Here is a 16016-nt window from a genome sequence, read left to right as displayed (position 1 = left end):
GCAGAGCCCCCCGCTTGCGCAGCGACGCGTTGTAGCTGGACCAGTTCGTCGTGCGATAGCGGGCAGGAGGGGGCTTGCTCATGCAGCCTCTGTAACCGCATGGATTCACGAAGTGAATCCTTCACCGGGATAGTTCTGCAACAACGCCCGCCAGCGTGCTGGACACTTTACATGTACGTTCCGTGTGCAATCGCTTCGAACGTCCGCAAATCGCGTCAGAGTGGACATCGGCCTTTGACGACAAGGTGACCGCAAAGTCCCGCTCTGTTGCCGTTCCGGCGTCGCGCAGCGAATGGTCGGTCTTGCGGGACGGGGGAGCCATTTGTCCGAAATGGCGGGGTCGGGTCACAAGTTGAAGGTTCTGGTATTGGTTTCTACTGAATCGTTTGTTCCGATGATGGGCCATCCTTCTGGCCCCTTGCGCCTGTGCCGGCCTTGAAGGAGCGCCTGCGGCGCGCAGGGTATCTCGTCCGCGGCCAAGGGGCCGCGGTCTCGGGGGCCTCCGGCGGGAGTATTTGGGGCAAGATGAAAGGGCGGCATTTCTTTTCCGCCCAAATCTTGTGCATCCGGTGCGCCCGTGTCACTTAACCCGTGAACGAGGGGAGTGAGACCATGCGCGCGGATTTGATCCTGCTGACATTCGCCTATGTGCTCAGTCAGTTCTACCGCGCGTTTCTCGCGGTTCTGACCGAGGTTCTGGGGCGCGATATCGGGGCGAATGCCGAGGCGCTGGCCACGGCGTCGGGGTTCTGGTTCCTGTCTTTCGCGCTGATGCAGATCCCGGTGGGCTGGGCGCTGGACAAGGTGGGGCCGCGGCTGACCGCGTCGGTCTTGTTGCTCATCGGTGGTGGCGGGGGTGCGGCGCTTTTCGCGGTGGCGCAGAGCCCGGCACATGTGAGTGCCGCGATGCTGTTGATCGGGGTGGGGTGCTCGCCGGTTCTGATGGCGTCCTATTTCATCTTTGCGCAGGTCTATTCGGCGCGGGTGTTTGCCACGCTGGCGGCGGTGATCCTTGGCGTGGGGTCGGTGGGCAACCTTGCCAGCGCGCTGCCGCTGACGCTGGCGGTCGAGGCGCTGGGCTGGCGGCCGGTGATGTGGATCATGGCGGGGGTGAGCGCGGTCACGGCGTTTGGCCTTTTCGTCATGGTGCGCGATCCCGACAAGGTGGTGAGCGAGGCGCGCGGATCGGTTCTCGATCTGCTGAAGATGCCGGTGCTTTGGCTGATATTCCCGTTGATGGCGGTTCAGTATGCCCCGGCGGCCGGGCTGCGCGGGTTGTGGATCGGGCCGTATTTCGCGGATGTCTTTGCCGCCTCGCCCGCGTTGGTGGGCAATGTCACGCTGATCATGGGGGCGGCGATGATCGCGGGCACCTTTGCCTATGGGCCGATGGACCGGATCATGAACACCCGCAAATGGGTGATCTTTGTCGGCAACCTTGCCGGGCTTGCCTGTATCGCGGCGCTGGCCGTGCTGTCGCATGACGTGGTCTGGCGGGCGGTGGTCCTGTGTGCCGCTGTGGGGTTTTTCGGCGCCTCGTTCCCGGTGCTCATGGCGCATGGGCGCAGTTTCTATCCGCCGCATCTCGTGGGGCGGGGGGTCACGTTGATGAACCTTTTCGGGATCGGTGGCGTGGGCCTGATGCAGGTGGCGAGTGGCAAGCTTTATACTGCGGCCGAAGGCGCCGGGCGGGGGGTGGAGTATTCCTACCAGATGTTGTTCGGGTTCTTTGCCATCGCGGTTCTGGTCGGGCTGGTGATCTATCTCTGGGCCGAGGACCGGACGGCGTAGTCATGCGCGCAGGCCCGGGTTTCGCTTTCAACCCGGGCGCGGCTCATGTATGACCCGCGACGTCGAAACATAGGAGACCCCGAAATGGGCTATAATGTCGTTGTCGTCGGTGCCACGGGCAACGTGGGCCATGAAATGCTGAACATCCTTGCCGAGCGCGAGTTCCCGATCGACAAGATCGCGGCGCTGGCGTCGCGCCGGAGCCTTGGTACAGAGGTGAGCTTCGGCGACAAGACACTCAAGACCGAGGATCTCGAACAGTTCGATTTCACCGGCTGGGACATTGCGCTGTTCGCCGTGGGGTCGGAGGCGACCAAGGATTACGCACCCAAGGCGGCCAAGGCGGGCTGCGTGGTGATCGATAACAGCTCGCTCTATCGTTATGACCGCGATGTGCCGCTGATCGTGCCGGAAGTGAACCCGCAGGCAGTGCACGGCTATGCCAAGAAGAACATCATCGCCAACCCCAACTGTTCGACCGCGCAGATGGTGGTGGCACTCAAACCGCTGCATGATCGCGCCAAGATCAAACGCGTGGTGGTGAGCACGTACCAGTCGGTTTCAGGGGCCGGGAAAGAGGGTATCGACGAGCTCTGGGATCAGACCAAGTCGATCTATAACCCGACCGATGACAAGCCTGCGCGGAAGTTCACCAAGCAGATCGCCTTTAACGTCATTCCGCATATCGACGTGTTCCTGGATGACGGATCGACCAAGGAAGAATGGAAGATGGTCGCCGAGACCAAGAAGATCGTCGATTCGGCGATCAAGGTCACGGCAACCTGCGTGCGCGTACCGGTGTTTGTCGGTCATGCCGAGGCGATCAATATCGAGTTCGAGGAGTTCCTCGACGAGGACGAGGCCCGCGACATCCTGCGTGAAAGCCCCGGCATCATGGTGATCGACAAGCGCGAGGATGGCGGCTACGTGACGCCGGTGGAATGCGTCGGCGATTTCGCCACGTTCATCTCGCGTATCCGGCAGGATTCGACCATCGACAACGGGTTGAACCTGTGGTGCGTGAGCGACAACCTGCGCAAGGGCGCCGCGCTCAACGCGGTGCAGATCGCCGAGTTGCTGGGGCGCGAGGTTCTCAAGAAGGGTTGATCCGACCGAACTGGATCGAGCAGGGGCCGGGCGCGCAGGCGTTCGGCCCTTTTCTTTTTCTGGCGCAGGGCGGCAGATCGGTCATCACGGTTACCCGTCGCAGGAACGACATGCGCTGCCCCGCGGTTTCGCGGCCGGGGCGGACCCGCAATGCCGTGCATTATTCCGATGTCATTTAGGACTTGCCCCGACCGGATTGCGGCGCTACCAACTGATGTAATGTGATAACATAACACTACATAACCCAGAAAACGGAGGACATATCCCATGCAACTCTCACGTGCCGTCGCCGCATCCGCCCTTGCAATCGGACTCTCGCTTGCCGCCGCGTCGGCCATGGCCGAGAAAAGCGCAAGCGCCGACGAGACCCATAAACATGACCACGCGCACGACCACGACAAGGATCAGAAATCGGTCTACAAGGGATATTTCGAGGACGACCAGATCAAGGATCGCGCCCTTTCCGACTGGGCGGGCGACTGGCAGTCCGTCTATCCCTATCTGATCGACGGCACGCTTGATCCTGTCATGGCACACAAGGCCGAACATGGCGACATGAGCGCGGCCGAATATCGCGCCTATTACGAAACCGGCTATGCCACCGATGTCGACCGGATTCTGATTGAAGAGGACAGCGTGACGTTCTTTGCGCGCGGTGACCCGGCCGTGCGGGGCCGTTACGCATATGACGGCTATGAGGTGCTGACCTACAAGCGCGGCAACCGGGGTGTCCGGTTTGTCTTTGCCAAGGTTGAGGGTGACGAGGCCGCGCCCGGTTACATACAGTTCAGCGATCACCGGATCGCACCGGCCAGATCGGACCACTATCATCTCTACTGGGGCGATGACCGCGCCGCCCTGCTTGAAGAGTTGACGAACTGGCCGACATATTACCCGGCGTCGCTCGAAGGGGACGGCATCCTGCACGAGATGCTCGCACATTAGGTGTTCAGCCCCGGCGCGCGCCTGCTCGACGGTGCAGATCACCGCGTTGCCGGGGTGCGAGGTTCTCAAGCAGGGCGGAGACCGGCCAAAGATCGCGTATCGGGGGCGCCTCATGCGGGCGCCCCCTTTCCTTTGTGCGGTCGATGGGTTTTGATCGCGGTGGTCCATCCAGTTACGGAGTTTGATTGATGCGCGTCCTGCCCCTTGTTTTCGCCCTTTTGCCCACGGTTGCCCTTGCCGAGGCGATCCCCCTGACCAGCCGGGTCAGCGAGGTGACGCTGTTCCCGCAAGGGGCCATGATCACGCGGGCCGTGCCGTTCGAGGCCCCGGCGGGGGCGCATGAATTGCGCCTGATCGACCTGCCGCGCGGCACGCCGATGGAGAGCCTGCGAATCAGGGTGACTGGGGCCACGATGGGGGCGGTTTCGACGCGCGAGGATTTCGTGCCGCCACGCCCCGACGACGAGAGTGCCGCGGTGACGGCCGCGCGTGACGAGGTTGCGCGGCTGGAAGAAGCGATGCGCGCCAAGGCGGATGAGGCCGCGGCGATTCGGGCAGCGGGCGAGGCAGCGGATACGCGCATCGGGTTCCTGCGCCAGCTTGGGCAGGGGGATGCGCTGAGCGGGGTCGATGTGGACACGCTGCGCGATGTCTCGCGCATGGTCGGCGAGGAAACGCTGGCCGCGCGGCGGGCGGCACTGGACGCCGAGGGCGCGGCCCGCGTGGTCGATCGCGAGGTCAAGGAACTGAGCAAGGAGCTTGAGGCAGCAAGGCAGGCACTGGCGGCACTTGTGCCCGAAACCGGGCCGCGCAACCTTGTCGCGGTGGGGATCACGGCAGAGGATGCGGCCGAGGGGATGCTGGAGATCATCTATTTCCATTCGCAAGCGGGATGGAGCCCGGTTTATGACGCTTATCTCGACCTGGAAGCCAGCCAGATCACGCTTGGGCGTGGGGCATTGGTTCGTCAGGAGACCGGCGAGAACTGGCAGGACGTCGCCTTGACCCTTTCGACCAATCAACCGAGCGGCGCGGTGGAGCCGGGCGAGCTTTGGCCTGAATTGCGGCGCATCGCCGACCCCGAGGAGGTCGCGCCGCTGGTCCGGTCGCAGAAAGAGGCGATGTCGGGAGCCATGGCCGAGATGCCGATGGCGGACGCGATGGTGACAGCAGATCGCGCGGTGACCGAGATCGGCGCGTTCAGCGTGACCTATACCTATCCCGGTGCGGTCGATCTGGCCTCGGGCGCGGACGAGGCGCGGCTTGCGCTGGACGATCTGACATTGGTGGCCGAGACCATGGCGCTGGCCGTGCCGAAGCGCGACGAGACTGCCTTCCTGGTGGCCGAGTTCACCAACACGAGCGGTGAAATGATCCTGCCCAGCGTTGCGACACAACTTTATCGCGATGGTGAATTCCTCGGCGAGACGCGGGGGCGGATGATCCCGGCGGGCGGAGAGGCGCGGCTTGGGTTCGGGCCGATCGAGGGGTTGCGGCTCAAGCGCCTGGCCGAGCGGATCGAGGGCGACCGTGGCATCCTGAGCCGTTCGACCCGGCTGGCCGAGAAGGTGCGGATCGAGGCGGAGAACCTGACCGGGCAGGACTGGCGTTTGCGCCTGCTCGACCAGGTGCCTTATTCCGAGCAGGAGGATCTGGTCATCACCTGGAACGCCGAGCCGCGCCCGCAAGAGACGGATGTGGAGGACAAGAAGGGTGTGCTGGGCTGGCAGATCGAGATCGGTGCAGGCGAGATGCGCGAGATCGAGTTGAACTACAGCCTCGAATGGCCCGAGGGCAAGGTGCTGCGCTGAACCGTCCCGCCCCCCTCGCAACGCTGTGCGGGCAGAGGGGGCGAGATTTGAGTATTTGATCCAAGAAAGAGCTCGAAGGCATCTTCGGGCGGGTCGGGGACGTGGCGGCATGGATCAAATGACGCACCGTCAGGCGTGCCGCCCTCTTGCACCATGTCCGATTCCGGTGTGCCGTGACCGGTGATTTCAGGGAGGATCGGACATGCCCGACACGTTGGAGGATTTCCGCGCGGAGATCGCGGAATGGATCGCCGAGAATCTGCCCGGCGAATTGCGCGGGCAGCCGCGCAACGAGGACACGATCTGTTGGGGCGGGCGGAATTGGAAATTTCGCTCAGAGGCGCAGAAAGACTGGCTTGAGCGGTGCCATGCGCGCGGGCTGACCTGCCCGCGCTGGCCCGTGGACTATGGCGGCGGCGGGATGAGCCGGGACGAGGAAAAGACCCTGCGCGCGGAAATGGCGCGCGCAGGGGCGCCTTCGCCGCTCGATAGTTTCGGCATCTGGATGCTGGGGCCGGCACTGTTGAAGTTCGGCACCGACGAACAGAAGGCCGAGCACCTGCCCGAGATCACCGCCGGGCGCATCCGCTGGTGCCAGGGCTATTCCGAGCCGGGCGCGGGTTCGGACCTGGCCAATGTGCAGACGCGGGCCGAGGACATGGGCGATCACTGGCTGGTCAACGGGCAGAAGATCTGGACCTCTTACGCCGACAAGGCCGACAAGATTTTCGCCCTCGTGCGCACCGATCGCGATGCGCCCAAGCACCTGGGTATTTCCTTCATGCTGATCGACATGGAAACGCCCGGGGTGACGACCCGGCCCATTCGTCTCATTTCCGGGGCCTCGCCGTTTTGCGAGACCTTTTTCGACAACGTGAAGGTGCCCAAAGAGGGTGCCATCGTGGGCGAGATGAATCGTGGCTGGGACGTGGCGAAATACCTGCTGACCCACGAGCGCGAGATGATCGGCGGTGGCAGCGGGGGATTGACCACCGGGGCCACGCTTTCGGAGATGATAGGCGACATGGACATGGTGGCGGGGGCCGATCCGGTGATTCGCGCGCAGGCGATGGAGCTTGAGGTCGACAGCCTTGCCTTTGGCCTGACTATGGAACGTTACAAGGATATGGCCGAAAGCGGCGCGGGGGTGGGGCACGCCTCGGCGATGCTGAAATATTACGGCACCGAACTCAACAAGCGGCGGCAGGAGATCATCATGTCGGCGCGCGGGTCCGAGGCGCTTGACTGGGGCGAGGGGCTGGCGGCGCCATGGCTGCGCTCCAAGGCCAATTCGATCGAGGGCGGCACGTCGGAGGTGATGCTCGACATCATCTCGAAGCGCGTTCTCGAATTGCCGTCGAAATAAGGGGCCGGATGATGGAAAGACTTGTCGATACCGAAGACGAGGTGATGCTGCGCGATGCGGCACGCGGGTTTCTGGACGAAAACGCGCCGGTCAGTGCCTTGCGCGCCAACCGCGATGCGGGCCAGGCGTTCGATCCGGGTCTGTGGCGCGAGATGGCGCAAATGGGTTGGGCCGGGGTGCTGATCGGTGAGGACCATGGCGGCGCCGATATGGGGCACCGCGCGGCGGGTATCCTGGCCGAGGAGATGGGGCGGACGCTGGCGGCGTCGCCGTTTCTCTCGTCGGCGGTGATCGCGGCCAGCGCGTTGCGCGCGGCAGGGTCGGACCGGTTGGGCCAGATCGCCGAGGGCGCGGCGCTTTACGCGCTGGCCGTGGACGAGGGGCCGAAACACGCCCCCGACCTGACCGCGATGGAGGCGAGGCCGGAGGGCAACGGGTTTCGCCTCAAGGGGCGCAAGGTCTTTGTTGCCGACGGGGCCAGCGCCGATAGGGTTCTGGTGCTGGCGTGCAGTGGCGAGGGCGACGAGGGGCTGACCCTTTTTGACATCGACGCGGGGCGAGCGGGCCTGTCGCGCAAAGGGGCAGACAGCATCGACGCGCGCGATTTCGCGACGCTCGAGTTCGAGGATGTCGAGGCCACGGGCGAGGATGTCGTGGGCGAGGTCGGCGGTGGCCTGGCCGCGCTGGCGCCGGGGCTGCGTGCGGGGCAGGCGGCACTGGCGGCCGAGTTGTCGGGCCTTTCGGCGGGGATTTCGGCGGTGACGCTGGGCTATCTCAAGGAGCGCAAGCAGTTCGACCGCACCATCGGGTCATTCCAGGCGCTGCAACACCGTGCCGCGCATCTTTTTGCCGAGATCGAGGTGACGGCCAGCGCCGTGGCGCATGCAGGCCGGGTGCTCGATCACGAGCCGGAGAATGCGCAACTGGCCGTGAGTCTTGCCAAGGCGCGGGCGACGCAGACCGCGAAACTGGCTGTCATGGAAGGGGTGCAGATGCATGGTGGTATCGGCATGACCGATGATTATGACGCAGGGTTTTTCATGAAACGCGCCCGCGTTGGTGCAGAATGGCTGGGCGATTACGGCCACCATGCCGCCATCGTCGCGGCGGCCCGCAGGCTTTGAGAGAGGAAGAAACATGAGCAACATGACACCATCGGCGCTGTTCGATCTGAGCGGCAAGGTGGCGCTCGTCACCGGCGGGGCGACGGGGATCGGGCGCATGGCGACCGAAGGTCTGGCCGCTGCGGGTGCACGGGTTCTGATCTGTTCGCGCAAGGCCGATGCCTGCGAGGCGGTGGCCAAGGAGGTGAACGCGCTGGGCCTGCCCGGGAGCGTCGAGGGGTTCGGCGGCGACGTGGCGACCGAGGCGGGTATCGACGCCATCGTGAAGGAGGTCGAGGGTCGCACCGGCACGCTGCATATCCTGATGAACAACGCGGGGCGCACATGGGGCGCGCCGCTGGGCGAACATCCCTACGAGGCGTGGGACAAGCTTCTGAAGCTGAACGTGCAGGGCATGTTTCACCTCACCCAGCAGCTTTTGCCGCTGCTCCGCAAGGCGGCCACGCCGGATGATCCGGCGCGGGTGGTCAACGTGGGGTCGGTCATGGGAGAGATCCCCAAGGGCACGATGACCTATTCCTATGCCGTTTCGAAAGGTGCGGTGCATCACATGACGCGGGTTCTGTCGAACGATCTTGCGCCCGAGCATATCACCGTGAACGCGATCGCGCCGGGGCCGTTTGTTTCCAAGATGACCGCCTTTGCCATCGCCACCAAGGAGGGCCAGGACAAGGCCGCCGAGGGTGTGCCGCTTGGCCGTGTGGGCACCCCCGAGGACGTCGCGGGCGCGCTGCAATACCTGTGCGGGCGGGGCGGGGCCTATCTTTCCGGTGCGGTCCTGCCGCTTTCGGGCGGGATGCAATCGAAGGCGCAGGGCAGCTTGTTTAACGAGGATCTTTGAGATGGCACAGATACTGACGCTTGAGGAAATGCGCGCCCTCGTGGGCAAGAAGATGGGCACATCGAGCTGGTTCACCATTGACCAGAAGCGTATCGACGCCTTTGCCGATGTCACCGAGGATTGGCAATTCATCCATGTCGACCCCGAGGCGACGAAGGAAACCCCGTTCGGGACGACCATCGCGCACGGGTTCCTGACGCTTTCGATGCTCTCGGCCATGGTCTATGAAATGCCGGTGCTGGAAAACGTGGCGATGGGCGTGAATTACGGGTTCGACAAGGTGCGTTTCCTATCGCCGGTGCCAGCGGGCGCGCGCATCCGGGGGCATTTCACCCTCACCGCGCTGGATGAAAGCAAGCCGGGCTTCGTGACAAGCCATACCTCCGTGGAGGTGGAGATCGAAGGGCAGGACAAGCCTGCCCTTGCTGCCGAATGGATCGGGCGGCGCTATTTCGGAGAAGAAGCATGACGGTTCGATTTGATGGGCGCGTGGCGATCGTGACCGGCGCGGGCGCGGGCCTTGGACGTAGCCATGCGCTTGGATTGGCCGCGCGGGGGGCCAAGGTGGTGGTCAACGATCTGGGCGCAGCGCGCGATGGGTCGGGCGGATCGAGCGACGCCGCTAGGGCGGTCGTGAAGGAGATCCGCGACGCGGGTGGACATGCCATCGCTAACGGTGCCAACGTGGCCGACGCGGGCCAGGTGCAGGAGATGGTGAATGCCGCCATCGCCGAATATGGCCACGTCGATATCCTTGTGAACAACGCGGGCATCCTGCGCGACAAGACCTTTGCCAAGATGAGCCTTGAGGATTTCAAGCTGGTGATGGATGTGCACCTGATGGGCAGTGTCAATTGCACCCATGCGCTCTGGCGCCACATGGTCGAGCGTGAATACGGCCGCATCGTCTTTACCACCTCGGCCTCGGGGCTTTACGGCAATTTCGGCCAGTCGAACTATGGCGCGGCCAAGACGGCGATGCTGGGGCTGATGAACGTGCTGCATCAAGAGGGCCACCGCAAGAACATCCGCGTCAACATGCTCGCCCCGACCGCCGCTACGCGGATGACCGAGGAGTTGCTGCCACCCGAGGTGCTGCCGCTGTTGAAACCCGAGACCATCACCCCGGGGCTTCTGGCGCTGGTGGCCGAGGATGCGCCCGCGAAGATGATCCTTGGCGCGGGCGGCGGGTGCTTTGCCGAAACCAAGGTTTACGAAACGCGGGGTGTGGCACTTGCCGATGACGAATTGACGCCCGAGGCGGTGATGGCCAACATGGCCCGTATCCGCGACGCGGAAGGCCAGGCGGAAATGCCCGGTGCCTTCGACCAGACCAACAAATACATCCAGATGGCCGCCGATCTGCGCGGCATTTCACTCGACAAAAAGGACTAAGACATGCGCGACGCACTTATTGTTTCCACCGCCCGCACCCCGATCGGCAAAGCCTTTCGCGGTGCCTTCAACGCCACATCGGCGCAGACTCTCGTCGGTCACGCGGTTTCCAACGCGGTTTCGCGTGCCGGGCTCGACGGTTCCGAGGTCGAGGATTGCATCATCGGAGCAGCGCTTCAGCAGGGCAGCACCGGCGGCAATATCGGCCGTCAGGCGGCGATCCGCGCGGGCCTGCCCGTGACGGTCGCAGGGATGAGCCTCGACCGTCAGTGCTCATCCGGGATGATGGCGATCGCCACCGCGGCCAAGCAGGTGGTCCATGACGGCATGGACATCGCCGTGGGCGGCGGGGTCGAGTCGATCAGCCTCGTGCAGAACGAGAAGATGCGCACCGACCATCTTGCCGACAAGTGGATCAAGGAACACAAGCCCGCGCTTTACATGAGCATGCTGGAGACCGCCGAGACGGTCGCCGAACGCTATGGCGTGAGCCGCGAGGATCAGGACGAATATGCCCTGCAATCGCAGCAGCGCACCGCCGCAGCGCAAGAGGCGGGCAAGTTCGATGACGAGATCGTGCCACTTACGACCACGATGGGCGTGATGGACAAGGAAACCAAGGAAATCTCGTTCAAGGAAGTGACCCTTGAAAAGGACGAGGGCAACCGCCCCTCAACCACGCTTGAGAATCTCCAGGGGCTGCAACCGGTCTTCAAGGACGGGCAGGTGATCAAGGAAGGCAAGTACATCACCGCGGGCAATGCGAGCCAGCTTTCCGATGGCGCATCGGCGGCCGTGGTGATGGAGGCGAAAGAGGCCGAGAAGCGCGGTCTTGCGCCGCTGGGCCGCTATATCGGCGTGACCGCTGCCGGCTGCGAGCCAGACGAGATGGGCATTGGCCCGATCTATGCGGTGCCCAAGCTTCTCAAGGCGCATGGGCTGAGCATGGACGATATCGGGTTGTGGGAATTGAACGAAGCCTTTGCCAGCCAGGTGCTGCAATCGGCCCGCGTGCTGGGCATCCCGATGGAAAATCTCAACGTCAATGGCGGGGCGATTTCCGTTGGCCACCCCTATGGCATGTCGGGCGCGCGGATGGTCGGTCATGCGCTGATCGAGGGCAAACGGCGTGGCGCGAAATACGTGGTCTGCACCATGTGCGTGGGCGGCGGCATGGGAGCCGCGGGCCTGTTCGAGGTTCTCTGAACCGGTCGAATGAACATTCTGCCCGGCGATAGCGCCGGGCAGCACCCGACCGCGCCCACGGGCGGGCACTTCTTGCTCACAAGCGGCCGGTCGCTGCCCTCATCAAGGACAACCAACCGTGACTCTCCCGACCCAACTTGCAAATCTGCGGATTCCGGTCATCGGCTCTCCGCTCTTCATCATCTCGAATCCCGATCTGGTCATCGCGCAATGCAAGGCCGGGATTGTGGGCGCCTTTCCCGCGCTCAACGCGCGCGAGAAGGAGGGCGAGCCGATCCTGCTCGAAGCGTGGCTCAAGCGGATCACAGAAGAGCTTGACCGGCACAACCAGGCCAATCCCGACACCCCGGCAGCCCCGTTCGCGGTGAACCAGATCGTTCATCGCTCGAACGAGCGGCTGGAACGCGATCTGGAAATTTGCGCGAAATGGAAAGTGCCGATCTGGATCACGTCGCTGGGTGCGCGAGTCGAGGTGAACGAGGCCGCGCATAGCTGTGGCGGGATCACGCTGCACGACATCATCAACAACCGGTTCGCCAAGAAGGCCATCGAGAAGGGGGCCGACGGCCTGATCGCCGTGGCCGCCGGTGCGGGTGGCCATGCGGGCGCGCAATCGCCCTTTGCTTTGGTCAACGAGATTCGCGAATGGTTCGACGGGCCGGTGGCGCTTTCGGGGGCGATTGCCAATGGCAAATCCATTCTGGCCGCACAGGCGATGGGGGCCGACCTTGCCTATATCGGCTCGCCCTTCATCGCCACGGACGAGGCCAATGCGCAGCCCGAATACAAGCAGATGATCGTCGAGAGCGGCGCCGAGGATATTGTTTATTCCAACCTCTTCACCGGGGTGCATGGCAATTACCTCAAACCTTCGATCGCGCGGGCGGGGATGGACCCTGACAATCTCGAAGATTCGGACCCCTCGAAGATGAATTTCGGCGCTGACCGCGAGAAACCCAAAAGCTGGAAAGAGATCTGGGGCGCGGGGCAAGGGATCGGCGCGGTGACGGGCATTACTCCGGCGGCGCAACTTGTCGACCGGCTGGCGGTCGAGTACGCGGATGCGCGACAGGAGTTGTGCGGTGGCTGAGCTTTTTCTTGTCCGACATGCACAAGCGTCCTTTGGTGCGGCGAATTATGACAAGCTGTCAGAGCTTGGTCACGAGCAATCGCGCGAGTTGGGCCGCGCGCTCAAGGCGCAGGGCATCCGGCCCTCGGCGGTTTTCATCGGCGACATGGTGCGCCATCGCGAAACCCTCGACGGGATTCTTCAAGGGCTTGAGATGGAGGTCGAACCGGGCATTCACACCGGCCTCAACGAGTTCGATTTCACCGACCTGCTCAATGCGAAATACGCGGGGCAACCCGGCCCGGAGAACATGCATACCGAACGCAAGAGCCATTTTCGCACCCTGCGCGATACGGTGCTGGAATGGGAGCAGGGCGGTATCCCGGGTGCGGCCGAAAGCTGGGCCGATTTCACCGCCCGGGTCGAGGCCGCGCGGAAGGTCGTGATGGACCCGGATCATGCTCAGGTGCTGGCCGTGTCCTCGGGCGGGCCGATTGCCCGTCTGATCGCGGCGCAGCTCGATTGCGGGCCGGGCCAGCAGATCAAGCTGCAACTGCAGATCAAGAATTGCGCCGTCAACCGTTTCGTCTACTCTGCGAAGTCGGTCTATCTTCACGGGTTCAATGAAACCCCCCATATCAACGCCGCCAATCAAGAGCGGCTTTTGACCTACAGCTAGGGAGGCCAAGGATGAGCGCGAACACCGCCGCCCAACTCGATGTCGATGCCGTCGAACGATACCTGAGCGAGAACCTGCCTGGGTTCCAGGGGCCGATCGAGTTGCACAAGTTTTCGGTCGGACAGTCGAATCCGACCTTTCGGCTGAGCACGCCCAGTGGTGCCTACGTGTTGCGGCGCAAACCGCCCGGGGTTCTGTTGAAATCCGCCCATGCGGTTGATCGCGAGTTTCGCGTGCAAAAGGCGCTTTACGGCACGGATGTTCCAGTGGCGAAAATGCACCTGCTTTGCGAAGACGATGATGTTATCGGCTCGGCCTTTTACGTGATGGATTGCGTCGAGGGCCGCCGGTTCGACGATCCGCGCCTGCCGGAGGTGGCGAAAGAGGACCGCCGTGCCATCCAGAACGAGATGTGCCGCGTTCTCACCACCATCCACGAGGCCGATATCGACGCGGTCGGCCTGTCGGATTATGGCCCCCCGGGCAATTATTATGAACGCCAGATCAATCGCTGGGCGCAGCAATACGAGGCCAGCAAGACCGAACATATCCCTGAGATGGAAGAGCTTTCGGCCTGGCTTCAGGCCCATATTCCCGAGGATGACGGGCAGCGGACGCTGGTGCATGGCGATTACCGGATCGACAACATGCTGTTTCATCCCGACGAGCCACGGGTTCTGGCCGTGCTCGACTGGGAGCTTTCGACCATCGGCCATCCCTATGCCGACCTGGCCGCGGTGATCATGCAATGGCAGATGCCGGCGGGCAGCGAAGGTCGTGGGCTGGCCGGTGTGGACCGCGTGGCCGAGGGGTTGATGAGCGACGAGGAGTTCATCGCCGCCTATTGCGCCCGACGGGGCATCGACGGGATTCCCGGCTTTGGCTTCTACCTAGCCTTCACCTTCTTCCGCATGGGTGGCATTCTTCAGGGTGTGCTCAAACGTGCGCTTGACGGCAATGCATCGAACCCGGAACGCGCGGCCAAGCTGGGTGGTTTCGTGCCACACTTTGCGCAGGCCGGGCTTGATGCGGCGAGGACGGTCTGATGCTCGATCCCAAGCTCAAGGAAGAGCCTTACCCGTTCCAGGCCCATGTTGGTTTCACCATCACCGACTGGTCGGATGGCTATTGCCGTCTCGAACAACCCATGCTGGCACATCTCGGCAATCGCTATGGCATTCCGCATGGCGGTGTGCATGCCACGCTTCTCGATACCGCGATGGGCTATGCGATCTGCTTTACCGGCGATCCCGATGACCGGCAGCTTGCGATGACATTGTCGCTCAATGTTCAGTATCACGCCGTCGCCAAGGGCAAGCTGCTGATTACCGAAGGCCGACGCACCGGCGGCGGGCGGTCGACCGTCTTTGCCGAGGGCGAAATTCGTGACGAAACCGGAACCATCATTGCAACCGCCACCGGCGTTTTCCGCCTGCGTGGCAGCACGAAAGGATGAACCATGGCTGACGAAATGAAATGCATCACCCTTGCCGCCCGCCCCGAGGGTGCGCCCAAGGACAGCGATTTCAAACTTGAAACGCGGCCCGTGCCCGAACCTAGCGAGGGCGAGGTTCTCGTGCGTGTGCATTACATGTCGCTCGACCCTTACATGCGTGGTCGGATGGACGACGCCAAATCCTATGCCGAGCCTGTGCCCTTGGGCGGCATCATGGAAGGCGGCGGCGCAGGCGAGGTGATCGCCTCGAACGACCCGGGTTTCAAGCCGGGCGACATGGCCTTTGGCATGTTCGGTTGGGCCACGCACGGCGTACAACCGGCCAAGATGTTGCGCAAACTGCCCGAGGGGCTGCCGATCACCACCTCGCTGGGTGTGCTGGGCATGCCCGGTTTCACTGGCTGGTATGGGCTGACCGAGATTGGCAAGCCCAAGAAGGGCGAAACTCTTGTGGTGGCGGCGGCCACCGGGCCAGTGGGCAGCATGGTGGGCCAGATTGCCAAGGCGCGCGGGCTGCGCACCGTGGCGATTGCAGGCGGGGCCGACAAATGTCGCCTCGCGACCGAGAAATTCGGCTTTGACGCGGCGCTCGATCACCGCGCCTATGACGATGCGCGCAGCCTGCGCAAGGCGCTGGCCGAGGCCGCGCCGGATGGCATCGACATCTATTTCGAGAACGTCGGTGGCAAGGTGTTCGAAGCGGTTCTGCCGTTGATGAATCGTTTTGGCCGAATCCCGGTCTGCGGGATGATCGCGGGCTATAACACCGGCGCGTTGGGCGGCACCGCGGGCGCAGGGCCCGACCGGTTCCCGGTCTTCTGGCGCACGCTTCTGGTCAAGCACCTGTTGGCTCAGGGCTTTATCATATCGAACCATTTCGACCGCTACGGTGAGTTCCTCAACGAGGTCGCGCCGCTCGTGGCCAGCGGCGATATCGCCTATCTTGAGGACATCGCGGAAGGGATCGAGAACGCGCCCGCCGCTTTCATGGGGCTTCTCGAAGGGCGCAACATGGGCAAGCAGATCGTCAAGCTTGCCTGATGCTCACCCGGCGTTGCGCTTTGCGCAATTAACGCCACATTCCGGCCAAAATCGACCATTTGGGGGGCGGGCAGCTACCGCCCCCTAAATGTTGTAATCGGAATCGCCTATCCGATTGGAATACAACCTTTATTCCTAACTCACCTTATGCTAACCTCTGGTTGCAGAATGAATTCCAGCTGGGC

At 63.3% G+C, this 16016-nt stretch carries 15 protein-coding genes; all 15 read left to right on the top strand.

The genetic code is table 11. The annotated features are described in order from the left end of the window. The first annotated feature begins 612 nt into the window (after window positions 1-612). Window positions 613-1791: an MFS transporter gene (locus FLO80_RS14530; protein ID WP_111364347.1), complete on the top strand. Its 1179-nt coding sequence runs from the start codon at window positions 613-615 to the stop codon at window positions 1789-1791. 84 nt (window positions 1792-1875) lie between these two features. Then, complete coding sequence (locus tag FLO80_RS14525; RefSeq protein ID WP_111364349.1) at window positions 1876-2898, top strand: aspartate-semialdehyde dehydrogenase; 1023 nt, start codon at window positions 1876-1878, stop codon at window positions 2896-2898. 267 nt (window positions 2899-3165) lie between these two features. Next, entirely contained in the window at window positions 3166-3843 is a 678-nt protein-coding gene (locus FLO80_RS14520) for a metal-binding protein ZinT (protein WP_111364353.1), read from the top strand. A gap of 188 nt (window positions 3844-4031) precedes the next feature. Further along, the gene (locus FLO80_RS14515) at window positions 4032-5654 is read left to right on the top strand and encodes a DUF4139 domain-containing protein (RefSeq protein ID WP_111364355.1); all 1623 of its coding nucleotides are present in this window, start codon (window positions 4032-4034) and stop codon (window positions 5652-5654) included. 202 nt (window positions 5655-5856) lie between these two features. Beyond that, window positions 5857-7020: an acyl-CoA dehydrogenase family protein gene (locus FLO80_RS14510; RefSeq protein ID WP_111364357.1), complete on the top strand. Its 1164-nt coding sequence runs from the start codon at window positions 5857-5859 to the stop codon at window positions 7018-7020. Window positions 7021-7031: 11 nt separating this feature from the next. Next, a complete protein-coding gene (locus tag FLO80_RS14505; RefSeq protein ID WP_188078303.1) occupies window positions 7032-8144 on the top strand; it encodes an acyl-CoA dehydrogenase family protein in 1113 nt (370 codons plus the stop codon). 22 nt (window positions 8145-8166) lie between these two features. Further along, the gene (locus tag FLO80_RS14500) at window positions 8167-8985 is read left to right on the top strand and encodes an SDR family NAD(P)-dependent oxidoreductase (RefSeq protein ID WP_111364949.1); all 819 of its coding nucleotides are present in this window, start codon (window positions 8167-8169) and stop codon (window positions 8983-8985) included. A gap of 1 nt (window position 8986) precedes the next feature. Continuing rightward, window positions 8987-9454: a MaoC family dehydratase gene (locus FLO80_RS14495; protein WP_111364359.1), complete on the top strand. Its 468-nt coding sequence runs from the start codon at window positions 8987-8989 to the stop codon at window positions 9452-9454. After that, complete coding sequence (locus FLO80_RS14490) at window positions 9451-10380, top strand: SDR family NAD(P)-dependent oxidoreductase (RefSeq protein ID WP_111364361.1); 930 nt, start codon at window positions 9451-9453, stop codon at window positions 10378-10380. Before FLO80_RS14495 ends, FLO80_RS14490 begins: the two co-directional genes overlap by 4 nt. A 3-nt stretch (window positions 10381-10383) precedes the next feature. Further along, window positions 10384-11586 carry an acetyl-CoA C-acyltransferase gene (locus tag FLO80_RS14485; protein ID WP_111364363.1) on the top strand — a complete coding sequence of 401 codons (1203 nt, stop codon included), beginning with the start codon at window positions 10384-10386 and terminating at the stop codon, window positions 11584-11586. Window positions 11587-11704: 118 nt separating this feature from the next. After that, window positions 11705-12676, top strand: coding sequence for an NAD(P)H-dependent flavin oxidoreductase (locus FLO80_RS14480; protein ID WP_111364365.1), 972 nt, complete (start codon window positions 11705-11707; stop codon window positions 12674-12676). Continuing rightward, complete coding sequence (locus tag FLO80_RS14475; protein ID WP_111364367.1) at window positions 12669-13334, top strand: histidine phosphatase family protein; 666 nt, start codon at window positions 12669-12671, stop codon at window positions 13332-13334. Before FLO80_RS14480 ends, FLO80_RS14475 begins: the two co-directional genes overlap by 8 nt. A gap of 11 nt (window positions 13335-13345) precedes the next feature. Then, entirely contained in the window at window positions 13346-14380 is a 1035-nt protein-coding gene (locus FLO80_RS14470; protein WP_111364369.1) for a phosphotransferase, read from the top strand. Next, window positions 14380-14790: a PaaI family thioesterase gene (locus tag FLO80_RS14465; protein WP_111364371.1), complete on the top strand. Its 411-nt coding sequence runs from the start codon at window positions 14380-14382 to the stop codon at window positions 14788-14790. The genes FLO80_RS14470 and FLO80_RS14465 overlap by 1 nt, the downstream gene beginning before the upstream one ends. Window positions 14791-14793: 3 nt before the next feature. Continuing rightward, the gene (gene curA / locus FLO80_RS14460; RefSeq protein WP_111364373.1) at window positions 14794-15831 is read left to right on the top strand and encodes an NADPH-dependent curcumin/dihydrocurcumin reductase; all 1038 of its coding nucleotides are present in this window, start codon (window positions 14794-14796) and stop codon (window positions 15829-15831) included. Window positions 15832-16016: the final 185 nt, after the last annotated feature.

This window comes from Aquicoccus porphyridii (assembly GCF_008369105.1).
Taxonomy (GTDB): domain Bacteria; phylum Pseudomonadota; class Alphaproteobacteria; order Rhodobacterales; family Rhodobacteraceae; genus Aquicoccus; species Aquicoccus porphyridii.
Note: the sequence above shows the minus strand (reverse complement) of the source record. Positions and strands in the feature narration are given on the sequence as shown.

What these genes read in the sequence shown, in the direction of transcription:
- FLO80_RS14490 (WP_111364361.1), top strand. Translation starts at nt 9,451, where the DNA reads ATGACGGTTCGATTTGATGGGCGCGTGGCGATCGTGACCGGCGCGGGC.
- FLO80_RS14500 (WP_111364949.1), top strand. Translation starts at nt 8,167, where the DNA reads ATGACACCATCGGCGCTGTTCGATCTGAGCGGCAAGGTGGCGCTCGTC.
- FLO80_RS14525 (WP_111364349.1), top strand. Translation starts at nt 1,876, where the DNA reads ATGGGCTATAATGTCGTTGTCGTCGGTGCCACGGGCAACGTGGGCCAT.
- FLO80_RS14520 (WP_111364353.1), top strand. Translation starts at nt 3,166, where the DNA reads ATGCAACTCTCACGTGCCGTCGCCGCATCCGCCCTTGCAATCGGACTC.
- FLO80_RS14510 (WP_111364357.1), top strand. Translation starts at nt 5,857, where the DNA reads ATGCCCGACACGTTGGAGGATTTCCGCGCGGAGATCGCGGAATGGATC.
- FLO80_RS14495 (WP_111364359.1), top strand. Translation starts at nt 8,987, where the DNA reads ATGGCACAGATACTGACGCTTGAGGAAATGCGCGCCCTCGTGGGCAAG.
- curA (WP_111364373.1), top strand. Translation starts at nt 14,794, where the DNA reads ATGGCTGACGAAATGAAATGCATCACCCTTGCCGCCCGCCCCGAGGGT.
- FLO80_RS14470 (WP_111364369.1), top strand. Translation starts at nt 13,346, where the DNA reads ATGAGCGCGAACACCGCCGCCCAACTCGATGTCGATGCCGTCGAACGA.
- FLO80_RS14465 (WP_111364371.1), top strand. Translation starts at nt 14,380, where the DNA reads ATGCTCGATCCCAAGCTCAAGGAAGAGCCTTACCCGTTCCAGGCCCAT.
- FLO80_RS14530 (WP_111364347.1), top strand. Translation starts at nt 613, where the DNA reads ATGCGCGCGGATTTGATCCTGCTGACATTCGCCTATGTGCTCAGTCAG.
- FLO80_RS14485 (WP_111364363.1), top strand. Translation starts at nt 10,384, where the DNA reads ATGCGCGACGCACTTATTGTTTCCACCGCCCGCACCCCGATCGGCAAA.
- FLO80_RS14515 (WP_111364355.1), top strand. Translation starts at nt 4,032, where the DNA reads ATGCGCGTCCTGCCCCTTGTTTTCGCCCTTTTGCCCACGGTTGCCCTT.
- FLO80_RS14505 (WP_188078303.1), top strand. Translation starts at nt 7,032, where the DNA reads ATGGAAAGACTTGTCGATACCGAAGACGAGGTGATGCTGCGCGATGCG.